This window comes from Pseudomonas sp. JDS28PS106, assembly GCF_036706555.1.
In the GTDB taxonomy this organism is placed as follows: Bacteria; Pseudomonadota; Gammaproteobacteria; order Pseudomonadales; family Pseudomonadaceae; genus Aquipseudomonas.
This window is the reverse complement of the sequence record NZ_JBAJGT010000006.1, coordinates 38,034-52,137: the sequence shown is the minus strand read 5'-3', so window position 1 is coordinate 52,137 and position 14,104 is coordinate 38,034. Positions and strand designations below refer to the sequence as shown.

Below are 14,104 nucleotides of genomic sequence, written 5' to 3'. Positions count from 1 at the left end.
TAATGAACTTATACATTACTGGTTTTTTAATAGACGACTCTGAGGACAGCTCCTTAAAGTATGAGTTTGACATTCCACCAGATTTAGAAAGCGACGTTATGGCAGTATTGGGTTGGGAAAGTCTGGAGAAAGAATGTGATGGGGAACTTCCTTTAACTGAAGAGCATGTAAGGGAGATATCAAAAATCATCCAACGGCAGCTACCGCTTGATCTTGACTTGTTCATAGGGGTTGTGGCTTAGAGAAATTTTCTGAGGGCAGGATAAACCATGCACTTCAAACTGATGGGTTGTCTGCCGTACGGAAACGGAGATCAGTTTATCTAGCACGACATGGATCTTCCGCTCGGGTTTGAAACAATTTTTTTTGGCAGCATTGGAACGCTTGAACATCGAAGACATGGCGGGAGCAGGTTGTTTGTTTGACAGCTCATAGCTGACAACTCAAGAACCACTTCGAGGTAAACGAAATAATGAACCTGAACTTAATAGGCTTTCTACCGGAAGAAAATGAGGATCAATTCATTCAATGCGATATTGATATACCACGCGGTCTTGAGAGCAAAATCCTAGAGATAATCAAAAAACCAAACCTTGAAGAACTGATAGGCGGCGACTGGCCTATCTCCAAAGATCAAGCGCAACAGATTGCGTTCATACTCAACGCGAATTTGCCTTCCGGCCTGGATTTTTTTATCACTGTTGTGGCTTGAAGGCACCGCCACGGCGACAGGCCCGGACATTCACCAGATCTTGCCGCAAAAGTTCGCCAGGCAGGCGCAACGCGTCATCGTTCATCGCCAGCAAGGCGGAACGCCGCCCCGGTGGCTCCTACGGCGTTGCAGTCCGTAGGAGCGGATTCATCCGCGATCTGCCGCAAGGCGGCAGCAATGCCAATCGACGCGGTGAATCAGATGAGCCGCGGGAGGGTTGGGCGCCGGTCAATACCAGCGCGCTTCCCCCGCCGGGCGCTTTTTGAAGCGTTTCATCGTCCACATGTACTGGCTTGGATAGGCGCGGACGTATTTCTCGACCACCTGGCTCATGGCGGCCGCCGAGGTTTCGGTATCGGTGCTGTACATGGCTTCGGGCGCGGCTTCGAGTACGACTTTGTAGCCTGAACCATCCGGCAGGCGCATGGCGTGCAGGAATACGCCGACGGCCTTGCCGCCCGCCAGCATGTTCGGCACAAATTTGCTGGTCAGCGCCATGGTGCCGCAGAAGGGCACGAAGATGCCTGCCGATTCCGCGGGCTCTGGGTCGGCGGGAATCCCGACCGAACCGCCTTTGCGCACTTCCTTGATGACGCTCAGGATGCCTTCCTTGGTGGACGCGGCGACCCGGTTACCCAGTTGCACCCGTTGTTTGCGCAGCAGATCGTCTACCGCCTTCAGCTTTGGCGGGCGGTAGAAGATGATCGGTTTGCACTGGCTGCAATAGAAATGATTGAGGACTTCCCAGTTGCCCAGGTGGCTGGTGATGCCGACCACGCCCTTGCCTGATGCCAAAGCTTGCTGGAGCACTTCCAGGCCTTCGACTTCACGCACTAGGTCGATGGATTTCTGTGCCGGCCAGATCCACGCGCAGGCGCTTTCGGTCAGGGTCTTGCCGATGTCCATCAGGCTGCGGCCGACCAGTTTCTCATGCTCCTCGGCATTCAGTTCCGGGAAGCATTTCGCCAGGTTGATACGCACCACTTCACGGGAGCGGTTGGGCAACTTCCACATCAGCCAGCCAATCGAGGTGCCGACCCACTGAACCGCGCGCCAGGGCAGAAGGGCAAACAACCGCAACGCCCCGACAATCATGGCGCCTTTGAACTTATCCACAGATCACTCCCACATTCTCGAGGCAGGCATTGTAACCGTCAGCGGGCCAGTATCGGATATCGGTCACAATCCATCGTGTGATCCATCACCATTCCGGTCGCTTGCATGTACGCGTAGCAGATGGTCGGGCCGACGAACGTGAAGCCGGCTTTTTTGAGCGCCTTGCTCATGGCCTGGGCTTCGGGCGTGATCGCCGGCACTTCGCTACGGTCTTTGAAATGATTGACCTTGGGCTGCCCGCCCGTGAACGACCAGAGCAGGCCGACCGGGTCTTCCAGCGCCAGCCATGCGCGGGCGTTGGTGCGCACGGCGTTGAGCTTGAGGCGGTTGCGGATGATGGTGGGGTCCTGCATCATTTCGTCGATTTCGGCATCGGTCAGTCGAGCCAGACGTTCGGCGTCGAATCCGAACAGCACCTCTCGATACCGGGCGCGCCGCTTGAGAATGGTGATCCATGACAGGCCGGCCTGGAACCCTTCGAGCAACAGCAACTCGAACAGCTTCCGCGCATCGCGCAGCGGCACACCCCACTCATGATCGTGATAAGCGATGTAAAGCGGGTCTTCGTTGCACCAATAGCAGCGTGTCATAAGGCTCCAAGGGTGGATGCGCGGCCGAATCGGGTATACTCCCGCTCTTTGAATCGCAGCCCAGCACAGGTGAATTTTGTGAGCCAGCCTACGCCAGCCGTGCGTACCTTCCAAGACTTGATCCTCGCCCTCCAACAGTACTGGGCGGAACAAGGTTGCGTGGTACTCCAGCCCTACGATATGGAAGTGGGCGCCGGTACTTTCCACACCGCCACGTTTCTGCGCGCCGTAGGCCCGGAAACCTGGAACGCCGCTTACGTCCAGCCAAGCCGCCGTCCTACCGATGGCCGCTACGGTGAGAACCCCAATCGCCTGCAGCATTACTACCAGTTCCAGGTGGTCCTCAAGCCCAACCCGGACAACTTCCAGGAGCTGTACCTGGGCTCGCTCAAGCACATCGGTCTCGATCCGCTGGTGCACGACGTACGCTTCGTTGAGGACAACTGGGAATCGCCGACCCTGGGCGCCTGGGGTCTGGGTTGGGAAATCTGGCTCAACGGCATGGAAGTTTCCCAGTTCACCTACTTCCAGCAGGTCGGCGGCATCGAGTGCTACCCCGTCACCGGCGAAATCACCTACGGCCTGGAACGTCTGGCGATGTACCAGCAGGGCGTCGATTCTGTGTACGACCTGGTCTGGGCCGATGGCCCGTTCGGCAAAGTCACCTATGGCGATGTGTTCCACCAGAACGAAGTGGAACAGTCGACCTACAACTTCGAACACGCCAACGTCGACAAGCTGTTCGAACTGTTCGATTTCTACGAAAGCGAAGCGGCGCGCCTGATCGAGGCCGAGCTGCCGTTGCCGAGCTATGAAATGGTGCTCAAGGCATCGCATACCTTCAACCTACTGGATGCGCGCCGGGCGATCTCCGTGACCGCGCGCCAGCAATACATCCTGCGCGTGCGCACGCTGGCCCGTTCGGTAGCCCAGAGTTACCTGCAAGCCCGGGCCAAGCTCGGCTTCCCGATGGCGCCGCCCGATATACGCGACGAAGTGTTGGCTAAGCTGGAGGCTGCACAATGAGTGCTCAAGATTTTCTGGTCGAACTGGGCACCGAAGAACTGCCACCCAAGACCCTGGTTTCTCTCGCCGACGCGTTCCTGGCCGGCATCGAGAAGGGCCTGCAAAGCGCAGGGCTGACCTACAGCGCCAAGCAGGTGTACGCCGCGCCGCGTCGTCTGGCAGTGCTGATCACCCAACTGGCCACCCAGCAACCCGATCGCAGCGTCAACCTTGATGGTCCGCCTCGCCAGGCTGCGTTCGATACCGACGGCAACCCGACCCAAGCGGCCCTTGGCTTTGCCAAGAAGTGCGGCGTCGATCTCAGCGAGATCGATCAGAGCGGTCCGAAGCTGCGCTACAGCCAAAACATCGCGGGCAAGCCTACCACCACACTGCTGCCGACGATCGTCGAAGACTCGCTGAACGACCTGCCGATTGCCAAGCGCATGCGCTGGGGCGCTCGCAAGGAAGAGTTCGTGCGCCCAACCCAGTGGCTGGTCATGCTGTTCGGTGATCAGGTCGTGGATTGCACCATCCTGGCCCAGCGCTCCGGCCGCGTGTCTCGCGGTCATCGCTTCCATCATCCGGAAGACGTGCGAATTTCCTCGCCCGCCGGCTATTTGAGCGACATGCGTGCCGCCCACGTCCTGGCTGACTTCAACGAGCGCCGGCAGATCATCGCCAAGCGCGTCGAAGAACTCGCCACTCAGCAGGAAGGCAAGGCCATCGTGCCGCCGGCGCTGCTGGACGAGGTGACCGGTCTGGTCGAATGGCCTGTGCCGCTGGTGTGCTCGTTCGAAGAGCGCTTCCTGGACGTTCCTCAGGAAGCGCTGATCACCACCATGCAGGACAACCAGAAGTATTTCTGTCTGCTGGATGCCGACGGCAAGCTGCTACCGCGCTTCATTACCGTTGCGAACATCGAGAGCCGCGATCCCGCGCAGATCATCGCCGGCAACGAGAAGGTGGTACGTCCGCGCCTGACCGACGCCGAGTTCTTCTTCAAGCAGGACAAGAAGCAAAAGCTGGAAACCTTCAACGATCGTCTGAAAAACGTGGTCTTCCAGGCTCAACTGGGCAGCGTGTTCGACAAAGCCGAGCGGGTTTCGAAGCTGGCTGCCTTCATCGCGCCTCGCATTGGCGGCGATGCTCAGCGCGCGGCGCGCGCGGGGATTCTGTCCAAGTGCGACCTGGCGACCGAGATGGTCGGCGAGTTCCCCGAGATGCAGGGTGTCGCGGGTTACTACTACGCCAAGGCCGACGGTGAACCGGAAGATGTGGCGCTCGCGCTGAACGAGCAGTACATGCCGCGTGGTGCCGGCGCTGAGTTGCCAGCCACGCTGACAGGCGCGGCGGTCGCGATTGCTGACAAGCTCGACACGCTGGTGGGCATTTTCGGTATCGGCATGCTGCCAACCGGCAGCAAGGACCCGTACGCGCTGCGTCGTGCCGCGCTGGGCATCCTGCGCATCCTGATCGAGAAGAAGCTGGATCTGGATCTGATCGAAACCGTGAAGTTCGTGGTTGCGCAGTTCGGCGCCAAGGTCAAGGCTGCGGGTCTGCCGGAGCAGGTGCTGGAGTTCATCTTCGACCGCCTGCGCGCACGCTATGAAGACGAAGGCGTCGAAGTGGCGGTGTACCTGTCGGTGCGTGCGTTGCAGCCAGGCTCGGCGCTGGATTTCGACCAGCGTGTTCAGGCCGTACAGGCATTCCGCAAATTGCCACAGGCCGCGGCGCTGGCAGCCGTCAACAAGCGGGTGTCGAACCTGTTGAGCAAGGCTGAAGGCAATGTTGCACACACAGTCGAGCCCAAGTACTTCGATAACGCCAACGAGTTTTCGCTGTACTCGGCGATTCAGCAGGCTGACCATGCTGTTCAACCGATGGCGGCAGAGCGTCAGTACACCGAGTCGCTGGCACGCCTGGCGACCTTGCGCGAGCCGGTCGATGCGTTCTTCGAAGCCGTGATGGTCAATGCCGAAGATGCCAACGTGCGCGCCAACCGCTATGCCTTGCTGACGCGGCTGCGCAATCTGTTCCTCGGCGTTGCCGACATCTCGTTGCTGGGCTGAGGAGTCATCGTTGAAGCTGCTGATTCTCGATCGGGACGGCGTGATCAATCACGATTCCGATGCCTACATCAAATCGGTGCAGGAGTGGATTCCCATTCCCGGCTCGATCGAGGCCATCGCGGCATTGAGCAAGGCCGGCTGGGCCGTGGCGGTCGCCACCAACCAGTCCGGCATTGCCCGAGGTTATTACGATCTGGCGACCCTGGATGCCATGCACACACGTCTGCGCAGCCTGGTGGAAGAGCAGGGGGGCGAGGTCGGTCTGATCGTCTATTGCCCACATGGTCCGGACGAGGGATGCGATTGCCGCAAACCCAGACCCGGGATGCTGCAGACTATCGCTCGTCACTACGCAGCGGACCTGCGCGGGCTATGGTTCGTAGGCGATAGCAAAGGTGACTTGCAGGCCGCGTCTTCCGTCGATTCACGACCTGTTCTGGTGTTGACCGGAAAGGGTCGGAAAACGCTGGAAGGGGCGTTGCCTGACGGCACGCTGGTATTCGATGATCTTGCGGCGGTCGCCGCAGAACTTATTCACAACGGCGGTCGCTGAACCGCAAGCCTTCAGGGTTCAGCACGCTCCAGAGCGGGCATCTTGCCCGTACGGTAAACGCAACTATGTCGATCATGCGGGCAACCAGGATTTCTCTTTTCTACCTGTTGCTGGGCACCAGTGCGCTGCTGTGGTGCATTCTGAGCTTCTTCGTCGCGCCTTTTCTGTCATTCAAGGCTCGCTACCGTTTCATCAACGTCTACTGGTGTCGCTGCGCGATCTGGCTGACCCGTGTGTTGCTCGATATCAAGGTCAAGGTAACCGGCGCGCAAAACGTCCCCGCCACACCTTGCGTGATCATTTCCAACCATCAGAGCACATGGGAAACCTTCTTCCTGTCGGCGTACTTTGAGCCGATGAGCCAGGTGCTCAAGCGCGAACTCTTGTATGTACCTTTCTTCGGCTGGGCAATGGCCATGTTGCGCCCTATCGCCATCGACCGGGAAAACCCGAAAGCCGCGCTCAAGGAAATCGCTCGCAAGGGCGATGAGTTGTTGAAAGATGGAGTCTGGGTGCTGATCTTCCCTGAAGGCACCCGCGTACCCTACGGCCAGGTCGGAAAATTCTCGCGCGGCGGGACAGCGCTTGCAGTCAACGCCGATTTGCCGGTTCTGCCGATTGCGCATAACGCCGGTAAGTTCTGGCCCCGTGAAGGGTGGGGCAAAACGCCCGGTACCATTGAAGTCATGATTGGCGAGCCGATGTATGCCGCGGGCACCGGACCACGCGCGATCGCGGCCCTCAACGAACGCGTTCAGGCCTGGAACGAAGACGCGCAGCGTGCGATGGGGTCCCCCGTTACGCCGGCCAGCACCGGCGAAAAAGTGCCCGTCTGATTTTGTGGATAACCTGTGTACCGTTTTTGACGCTTTACAGAAATGCACGCATAACTGATTGATTAGACTGAAAAATTTTCAGACTTGTTTTTCAGCCAAAACGTGCATAACTGTTTTCTACGCTTATCTCGTTTTCGAGACCCCGCCCCGGATCGAGGCCATCCGACTCAATGAGTCGAGGCTGGCTTCGAATCCACTTTTACCCTCATCAGACTATATGGCTTTTCCCGTTTGTCCGTCCCCTCGTTGAACCCTGGGGAGCGGTGCAACTGGTTGGCGATGAAATACAGATAACCGTCTGGTCCGATGGAGAGCGTATCGGGCCACAGAATCTTCGAATCCTGAACGACGGTGCGCCATGTGCCGTCAGGGAGCATTTGTCTGATTGCATTGTGCTCGTAGTCCCCGGCGTATACGGAACCGCCGGCATCTGCCTCCAGGCCGTCGGAAGCACCTTTGTCTCCCAGATCAACGACAGCTTCTTCCAGCTGGGCTTCGGTCACCTTGGGATCACGCAATAGAGCGGTAGGAACTGAATAGAGATGCCTGCTGGACAGCGGGCAGAAGTACAACGTTTTGCCGTCGTTCGACAACGCGATTCCGTCAGATGCCACTTTCAACAATCCGGCTTCGCCCTTGGCATTGCGCGTAACCAACGCTGGCCGGCCTTCAATTACAGGGACGAAGGCCGGGTCGACGGACGTTGCCCTGGCGCCGCTCAGGCGCCGAGTAGCGGCCCCGCTGGCAAGATCGATGACAATGATGCCGCCCGGTCCGCTGACTGATGAGTCCGTTACATAAGCCACGCCTTCCTTTCCTTCCCTGAAGTCAAAGCGCATGTCGTTCACGTATGTGCTGGGCAGTATCACGTCGGCGGGAAATACCAAGGTTTTGACGATCTGATTCGAATTCAGATCGATTGCGACCAGCTTTGCGCCTCCCGGGACAGGCTGCGAAAACTCGGGAGCGGCTGTATCCAATACCCAGACCCGGCCTCGCCCATCGGCCACAACGCTCTGAACACTGATGAAACCAGACGCTGCATCGTTGGGATTGGCGCTGTTGATTTTGAGGTCAGGGTAGGGCACCAGTTCTCCACCAATAACTTCAGCAACGGTGAACGGCACGTCGTCTCCCCAGCGAGGGAAATTCACGAATATTCTTCCCGTTTCGGTCACTGTCACACCGGTCGGCATGGCCCCGGTAAATGCGTGCACCTGCTCCAGCCTGGGGACCTCGCGTACAGCTGCTCTATCCGTAGCGGGAGGAGTGGAGCCAGCTGCAGCGCTGCCGACGGAAAGTGCCAGCGCCAGACCTGTGAACGTAAACAATGACTTCATATCGACTCTCCAGACAAGTGTCCCAAGGCTATCCCTCATTGAAGAACTGTCACACGGGGGAATCCAGAAAACAGTTTCAGGGTTCCGGCGATAATCCTTTCCTCCTGAACGACACGCGGCGCCAATCGCACGGAATGCGCTGACGCCGCGGCCGTCTTCAGTTCGCTTGGGGCGGGAAGTCCACCTCGGTTTGTGCGACGTTATTGAGATAGTTGGTCAAGGTCAGGAGGGACACCTGTGCGATAACGTCCACGATTTTGCCGTCATCCAGACCCGCCTCACGGGCCGCGGCGATCTGTTCATCACTCAAGCGTCCTCGGGTCAGCGTGACCGATCGGGCCAGAGACGCGACCGCGTTCAGGTTCCCGGCGCGTGCGGACAAGATGGCGTCCGCATCGAGACCGAGTTTGCCGCCGAAGAAGCTGTGTGCTGCTATGCAGTACTCGCAGCCGTTGACCTCTGACGCTGCCAGAGCTGCCGCCTCACGTTCAGCGGGCGTCAGGCTGTTCTTCGCAAGCGCTTGGGAGAGCGCAAGATAACCGCTTAACGCGGCCGGCGAGTGGGCCAATGTTGCAAAGGCGTTAGGCAGGAAGCCCAGGCCTTTTTCAATTCCTTGCAATGTACTGTGCGCAGGCGCGGGGGCTTGTTCGAGAGTCAGAGCGGTAATACGGGTCATGACGATGCTTCCTTGAGTAGTAGTGGACCGAAGAGGGCAGTTCAGGCGACTGGAATCGGGTTATCGATCAGCGAAAGATTGAAGTTGTGGATCAGCGCATGCTCGTCCTTGCCCTGGTTCGCGCGCAGCGGGATGACCCGATCCACGAGGACTTCAGTAGTAGCGTCTTCCAGCTTGATCAGCGTTTCACGGATGAAGTCGTCCAGGGGCATGGCGCGCTCGTCGCCGCTCTTGTGAATCAGATCGGTGTCGACCCAAGGCGGAGCGATCTCGAGCACCTTGACGCTGGTATCCCGCAATAGGAAACGCTGCGACAAGGTGTAGGAGTGGATTGCTGCTTTCGTCGCCGAGTAGAGCGCCGTGCCAGCAAGCGGCAGGAAGGCCAACACCGAACTGTTATTGATCAAATAGGCTTCCGGCTGGCGTTTGAGGTGTTCCACAAACGCTGCGCTGACGCGCACCGGACCCAACAGGTTGGTCTGCAAAAGCCCGACCGCCTGATCGTCGTCCAGATCGCCTGACCCTGCGTTATCGAACGGCATGATGCCCGCGTTGTTGATCACGACATTCAGGGAAGGGTGCCGCTGGATGACGTCCCTCGCGACGGCCTTGATCTGAGCGGGGTCGTTGATATCGAGCTGCACGGTGTCGATTCCCGGATTGGCCCGTGCCACCTCATCGAGAAGTGCCTGACGTCGACCAGCGATGATGACTTTATTGCCACGCTGGTGAAAAGCTTCCGCCAAGGCCCGACCGATTCCAGAAGTGCCGCCTGTGATGAAGATTGTGTTCGCGCTCAGTTTCATGATTCGTGTCCTTATGAATGAAGATCAGTTGGCGTTGTAACGTGGTGCAAGCTGATTGCTCGACAGATGCTCGAACATGGCCTGGCGGCTGCTTTCGTAATCCTGATAGCGCTTGAAGTCATGCATTGACGGGATGGAAATCAGAACCTGCGCATCGAAGTCCTGCAGCGCCGCTTCGACCAGGTCAGAGGGCGACATGACGATATTGGGATCGAGGTTTTCTACAGGCAGCCCGCCGATTTTCCAGAAGTCCGTAGCTGTAGCTCCCGGAAGCACTGCTTGAACCTGGACGCCTTTCGGGCCGAGTTCACGATGCAGCGACTGGCTGAACGCAGTGGCGTAGGCTTTGCTCCCGCCATAAACCCCGTTGAGTAGCTCGGGAGCGAGACTGACGATGGAGGAGATATTGATAATCGCGCCTCGCTGACGAGCGACGAAACCTGGCGCTGCGGCGTAGGCAAGCCGCGTCACAGCGGTCACGTTGAGGTTGATCATCTCAACCATGCGATCGACGTCGCTTTCCAGGAGGGGCGTGTGGGTTCCTACACCTGCGTTATTCACCAGCAAGGTGATTGTCGCGTCTTCACGCAGCTTGCGTTCCACGTGGAACACATCCTCTGTCTTGGCAAGATCAGCTTGAATGACCTCGATGTTGCGGCCGGTTTCAGTGGTCAGCCGGCTTGCCAACGCGTTCAGCCGTTCGCGGTTACGGGCTACCAAAATCAGGTCGTAACCGCGTTGCGCCAGGCGCTCTGCATAGATCGACCCGATTCCGGTCGACGCGCCAGTGACAAGAGCTGTGCCTTTGTATTCTTCAGTCATGATCCAGATTCCGTTGTTGTTTGGGACTGGATTCATGATGCTGAAGTCGCACGCTGTCTTAAACGACGTATATAGTACTGTTTCAGGACATCAAATTCAGGACGCGGTCATGCATCGGGTAGGGTATCTGGTCACCGAGGGATTCCAGGTGATGTCTATCGCCAATCAGGCGGTCTTCGAGTTCGCCAACTTGGTGGCGGGCGAACCTGTCTACCGCATCCAGAATTTCTCGCAGGCAGGTGGCATGGTCCGTTCCTCGCTCGGGATGTGCATCGAAACCATGCCCCTTGGTGCTCCGGGTCTGGCCGACAGCTGGATGGTGGCCGGAACCCTGACGCCACTGACCCCGCCGTCGGATGCGGTGCTGAACAGCGTTCGTGGATTCGCCGAAAGCGCCAGACGTACTGCGGGCGTGTGTACCGGGGCTTTCGTGCTGGCAGCTGCGGGCGTGCTCGACAGTCGTCGCGCAACAACGCACTGGGCGTACGCCCAAGCCATGCAGGCTGCCTATCCGGCAGTCGAGGTCGAGGAAGATCGAATCTTTATTATCGATGGCCCGATATGGACGTCGGCCGGCATGACTGCCGGCATGGACATGGCCTTGGGAATGGTTGAAAAGGATCTTGGCGCTGACCTCGCTCGTTCGGTTGCCCATAGGCTGGTGATGCACCATCGCCGCTCGGGAGGTCAGTCACAGCATTCCGAGCTGTTGTCGCTCGCGCCCAAGTCCGACCGCATTCAGAGCGCTCTGGATTATGCACGCGCTCACCTCACGCGACCACTCAGTGTGGAGGAGCTTGCGGACGTCGTGCACCTGAGCGCCCGGCAGTTCACCCGGGTATTCACTGCCGAAACGGGTCAGTCGCCGGCGAAGGCGGTAGAGAGTCTGAGACTTGAAGCGGCCCGCTTGATGATTGAACAGAGTCGTCACAGCCTGGACGTGGTAGCGCGAGAGACAGGGTTCAGAGACCGCCGCCATCTGCGCGAGGCGTTCATCCGCGGCTTTGGCGTTCCGCCGCAGGCAGTACGCAGGGATGCGAGGAGGGTGAGCTGACCTGCCAACAGCTTCCGATCTTGGCCGAAAGGCAGGCATAAAAAAGGCCAACCTGTGCGGTTGGCCTTTGGTGCTGCGGCAGACGTTTCAGCGCCTCTGATCAGAAGTCCAGGTTCGACACCGCCAGAGCGTTGCTCTCAATGAAATCGCGACGAGGTTCGACCGCGTCACCCATGAGGGTGTTGAAGATCTGGTCGGCCGCGATGGCGTCTTCGATGGTCACTTTGAGCATACGACGCACGCCAGGGTCCATCGTGGTTTCCCACAGCTGATCCGGGTTCATCTCGCCCAGCCCTTTATAGCGCTGGATGGTGTGACGCTTGGTGCTCTCTGTCATCAGCCAGGCGAGGGCATCCTTGAACTCGGCGACGGGCTTTTTGCGCTCGCCACGTTGTACATAGGCGCCTTCATCCAGCAGCGAACCGATCTTCGCGCCCAGGGCCGTGACGGTCTTGTAGTCATTGCTGCCGAAGAAGTCGCGGTTGAACGTGACATAGTTTGACAAGCCGTGAGAAATCAACTCGACCTCAGGCAACCAGACATTACGCTCACGGTCTTCACGCAGACTGGCTTTGTAGACCAGACCCGATTTCTCGCCGTTGCGCAGGCGCGCGTCGAACTTACCCAGCCATTCTTGCATGGCAGCGTGGTCGGACAGTTGTTCGAGCGTGACAGGTGGCAGATAGACGAAGTGCTCGGTCAGCTCCTGTGGGTACAGGCGGGACAGGCGCTTGAGTGTCTTCATGACCATGCGGAAATCGTTTACCAAGCTCTCCAATGCCTCACCGGAAATACCCGGCGCGGAATCGCTGAGGTGCAGGCTGGCGTCTTCCAGAGCCGACTGCGTCATGTACTCTTCCATGGCGTCGTCGTCTTTGATGTACTGTTCCTGCTTGCCTTTCTTGACCTTGTAGAGCGGCGGCTGGGCGATGTAGATGTAGCCGCGCTCGATCAGCTCCGGCAGCTGGCGGAAGAAGAACGTCAGCAGCAGGGTACGAATGTGCGAACCGTCGACGTCAGCATCGGTCATGATGATGATGTTGTGATAACGCAGCTTGTCGATGTTGTACTCTTCACGCCCGATGCCGCAGCCCAATGCAGTGATCAGGGTGCCTACTTCCTGGGAAGAGATCATCTTGTCGAAGCGAGCTTTCTCGACGTTCAGAATCTTGCCCTTGAGTGGCAGGATCGCTTGAGTCTTGCGGTTACGTCCTTGCTTGGCGGAGCCGCCAGCGGAGTCACCCTCGACCAGGTACAGTTCGGAGAGGGCAGGGTCCTTCTCCTGGCAGTCCGCCAGCTTACCCGGCAGCCCAGCGATATCCAACGCACCTTTGCGGCGAGTCATCTCACGGGCTTTACGCGCTGCTTCACGAGCACGCGCGGCGTCGATCATCTTGCCGACCACAGCCTTGGCTTCGTTCGGATTCTCCAGCAGGAAGTCCGAGAAATACTTGCCCATTTCCTGCTCGACCGCGGTTTTGACTTCGGACGATACGAGCTTGTCCTTGGTCTGCGAGCTGAACTTCGGATCAGGAACCTTTACCGAGATGATCGCGGTCAGACCCTCACGCGCATCGTCGCCGGTGGTCGCGACTTTGTGCTTCTTGGCCAGGCCTTCCTGCTCGATGTAGTTGTTCAGGTTGCGGGTCAGCGCCGACCGGAAGCCCACCAGGTGAGTACCGCCGTCGCGCTGTGGAATGTTGTTGGTGAAGCAGAGAATGTTTTCGTTGAAACTGTCATTCCACTGCAGAGCGACTTCGACGCCTACACCGTCGTCGCGCTGGACGTTGAAGTGAAAAACCTGGTTGACCGCCGTCTTGTTGGTGTTCAGGTATTCAACGAACGCACGCAGGCCGCCTTCATACTTGAACAGCTCTTCCTTGCCGCTGCGCTCGTCTTTCAGAAAGATACCGACGCCGGAGTTGAGAAACGACAGTTCACGAATCCGCTTAGCAAGGATGTCCCAGCTGAAGTGGATATTCTTGAAGGTTTCGGCGGACGGCTTGAAGTGAATCTGTGTGCCGGTCGTGTCGCTGTCGCCCACGACTTTCATGGGCTCTTGAGGAACGCCGTGGACATAGGTCTGTTCCCAGATCTTGCCACTGCGGCGAACCGTCAGTTGCAGGACTTCGGACAGCGCGTTCACGACCGACACACCTACACCGTGCAGACCGCCGGAAACTTTGTAGGAGTTATCGTCGAACTTACCGCCGGCGTGCAGCACGGTCATGATGACTTCTGCTGCAGAGACGCCTTCTTCTTTATGCACATCTACCGGAATACCGCGGCCATTGTCGCGCACGGTAATGGATTCATCAGGATGGATGATGATGCTGATGTCGTCGCAGTGGCCCGCCAGTGCTTCGTCGATGGAGTTATCGACCACCTCGAACACCATGTGGTGCAGACCGCTGCCATCGTCGGTATCACCGATGTACATCCCGGGACGCTTGCGTACGGCATCGAGCCCTTTCAGCACCTTGATGCTGGACGAGTCGTACGTTTGATTTTCGCTCATGCAA

General features: G+C 58.4%; 14 protein-coding genes. 7 read left to right on the top strand and 7 right to left on the bottom strand.

Going from position 1 to position 14,104, the window contains the following annotated elements; genetic code table 11:
- Window positions 1–2 precede the first annotated feature (2 nt).
- Complete coding sequence (locus TRP66_RS11590; protein ID WP_333401812.1) at window positions 3–242, top strand: pyocin S6 family toxin immunity protein; 240 nt, start codon at window positions 3–5, stop codon at window positions 240–242.
- Between the two features lie 230 nt (window positions 243–472).
- Window positions 473–712 (top strand): pyocin S6 family toxin immunity protein, encoded by a 240-nt coding sequence (locus TRP66_RS11585; protein ID WP_333401811.1) that lies wholly within the window; start codon window positions 473–475, stop codon window positions 710–712.
- A gap of 228 nt (window positions 713–940) precedes the next feature.
- Here the strand turns inward: TRP66_RS11585 and TRP66_RS11580 are convergent, their stop codons facing one another.
- Both TRP66_RS11580 and TRP66_RS11575 read right to left on the bottom strand, forming a co-directional pair.
- Window positions 941–1,828 carry a lysophospholipid acyltransferase gene (locus tag TRP66_RS11580; protein ID WP_333401810.1) on the bottom strand — a complete coding sequence of 296 codons (888 nt, stop codon included), beginning with the start codon at window positions 1,826–1,828 and terminating at the stop codon, window positions 941–943.
- 38 nt (window positions 1,829–1,866) lie between these two features.
- Window positions 1,867–2,418, bottom strand: coding sequence for a DNA-3-methyladenine glycosylase I (locus tag TRP66_RS11575; protein ID WP_333401809.1), 552 nt, complete (start codon window positions 2,416–2,418; stop codon window positions 1,867–1,869).
- A gap of 78 nt (window positions 2,419–2,496) precedes the next feature.
- On the opposite strand from TRP66_RS11575, the gene glyQ reads away from it, so the two are divergent.
- The 4 genes from glyQ (at window position 2,497) to TRP66_RS11555 (ending at window position 6,884) form a co-directional block, all read left to right on the top strand.
- On the top strand, window positions 2,497–3,444 hold the full coding sequence (gene glyQ, locus TRP66_RS11570; protein ID WP_333401808.1) for a glycine--tRNA ligase subunit alpha: 948 nt from the start codon (window positions 2,497–2,499) through the stop codon (window positions 3,442–3,444).
- Window positions 3,441–5,495, top strand: a complete 2,055-nt coding sequence (gene glyS, locus TRP66_RS11565; RefSeq protein ID WP_333401807.1) for a glycine--tRNA ligase subunit beta — start codon at window positions 3,441–3,443, stop codon at window positions 5,493–5,495. Before glyQ ends, glyS begins: the two co-directional genes overlap by 4 nt.
- 10 nt (window positions 5,496–5,505) lie before the next feature.
- Window positions 5,506–6,048: a D-glycero-beta-D-manno-heptose 1,7-bisphosphate 7-phosphatase gene (gene gmhB / locus TRP66_RS11560; protein ID WP_333401806.1), complete on the top strand. Its 543-nt coding sequence runs from the start codon at window positions 5,506–5,508 to the stop codon at window positions 6,046–6,048.
- Between the two features lie 65 nt (window positions 6,049–6,113).
- A complete protein-coding gene (locus TRP66_RS11555) occupies window positions 6,114–6,884 on the top strand; it encodes a lysophospholipid acyltransferase family protein (RefSeq protein ID WP_333401805.1) in 771 nt (256 codons plus the stop codon).
- Window positions 6,885–7,051: 167 nt separating this feature from the next.
- Here TRP66_RS11555 and TRP66_RS11550 read toward each other — a convergent pair whose 3' ends face one another.
- From TRP66_RS11550 to TRP66_RS11535, 4 genes are all read right to left on the bottom strand, one after another.
- A complete protein-coding gene (locus tag TRP66_RS11550) occupies window positions 7,052–8,224 on the bottom strand; it encodes an L-dopachrome tautomerase-related protein (RefSeq protein ID WP_333401804.1) in 1,173 nt (390 codons plus the stop codon).
- Between the two features lie 157 nt (window positions 8,225–8,381).
- Window positions 8,382–8,900, bottom strand: coding sequence for a carboxymuconolactone decarboxylase family protein (locus TRP66_RS11545; RefSeq protein ID WP_333401803.1), 519 nt, complete (start codon window positions 8,898–8,900; stop codon window positions 8,382–8,384).
- Between the two features lie 41 nt (window positions 8,901–8,941).
- Window positions 8,942–9,706 (bottom strand): SDR family oxidoreductase, encoded by a 765-nt coding sequence (locus TRP66_RS11540; RefSeq protein WP_333401802.1) that lies wholly within the window; start codon window positions 9,704–9,706, stop codon window positions 8,942–8,944.
- A gap of 24 nt (window positions 9,707–9,730) precedes the next feature.
- Complete coding sequence (locus TRP66_RS11535; protein ID WP_333401801.1) at window positions 9,731–10,528, bottom strand: SDR family NAD(P)-dependent oxidoreductase; 798 nt, start codon at window positions 10,526–10,528, stop codon at window positions 9,731–9,733.
- 109 nt (window positions 10,529–10,637) lie between these two features.
- Between TRP66_RS11535 and TRP66_RS11530 the strand changes: the two genes are divergently transcribed.
- Window positions 10,638–11,582 (top strand): GlxA family transcriptional regulator, encoded by a 945-nt coding sequence (locus TRP66_RS11530; protein ID WP_333402954.1) that lies wholly within the window; start codon window positions 10,638–10,640, stop codon window positions 11,580–11,582.
- Between the two features lie 100 nt (window positions 11,583–11,682).
- Here the strand turns inward: TRP66_RS11530 and gyrB are convergent, their stop codons facing one another.
- Window positions 11,683–14,100, bottom strand: coding sequence for a DNA topoisomerase (ATP-hydrolyzing) subunit B (gene gyrB / locus TRP66_RS11525; protein WP_333401800.1), 2,418 nt, complete (start codon window positions 14,098–14,100; stop codon window positions 11,683–11,685).
- Between the last annotated feature and the right edge of the window lie 4 nt (window positions 14,101–14,104).

Coding starts and splice junctions, on each gene's coding strand:
- TRP66_RS11530 (WP_333402954.1), top strand. CDS start 10,638: ATGCATCGGGTAGGGTATCTGGTCACCGAGGGATTCCAGGTGATGTCT.
- TRP66_RS11590 (WP_333401812.1), top strand. CDS start 3: ATGAACTTATACATTACTGGTTTTTTAATAGACGACTCTGAGGACAGC.
- TRP66_RS11545 (WP_333401803.1), bottom strand. CDS start 8,900: ATGACCCGTATTACCGCTCTGACTCTCGAACAAGCCCCCGCGCCTGCG.
- TRP66_RS11585 (WP_333401811.1), top strand. CDS start 473: ATGAACCTGAACTTAATAGGCTTTCTACCGGAAGAAAATGAGGATCAA.
- TRP66_RS11550 (WP_333401804.1), bottom strand. CDS start 8,224: ATGAAGTCATTGTTTACGTTCACAGGTCTGGCGCTGGCACTTTCCGTC.
- TRP66_RS11540 (WP_333401802.1), bottom strand. CDS start 9,706: ATGAAACTGAGCGCGAACACAATCTTCATCACAGGCGGCACTTCTGGA.
- TRP66_RS11575 (WP_333401809.1), bottom strand. CDS start 2,418: ATGACACGCTGCTATTGGTGCAACGAAGACCCGCTTTACATCGCTTAT.
- gyrB (WP_333401800.1), bottom strand. CDS start 14,100: ATGAGCGAAAATCAAACGTACGACTCGTCCAGCATCAAGGTGCTGAAA.
- glyS (WP_333401807.1), top strand. CDS start 3,441: ATGAGTGCTCAAGATTTTCTGGTCGAACTGGGCACCGAAGAACTGCCA.
- TRP66_RS11555 (WP_333401805.1), top strand. CDS start 6,114: ATGTCGATCATGCGGGCAACCAGGATTTCTCTTTTCTACCTGTTGCTG.
- TRP66_RS11535 (WP_333401801.1), bottom strand. CDS start 10,528: ATGACTGAAGAATACAAAGGCACAGCTCTTGTCACTGGCGCGTCGACC.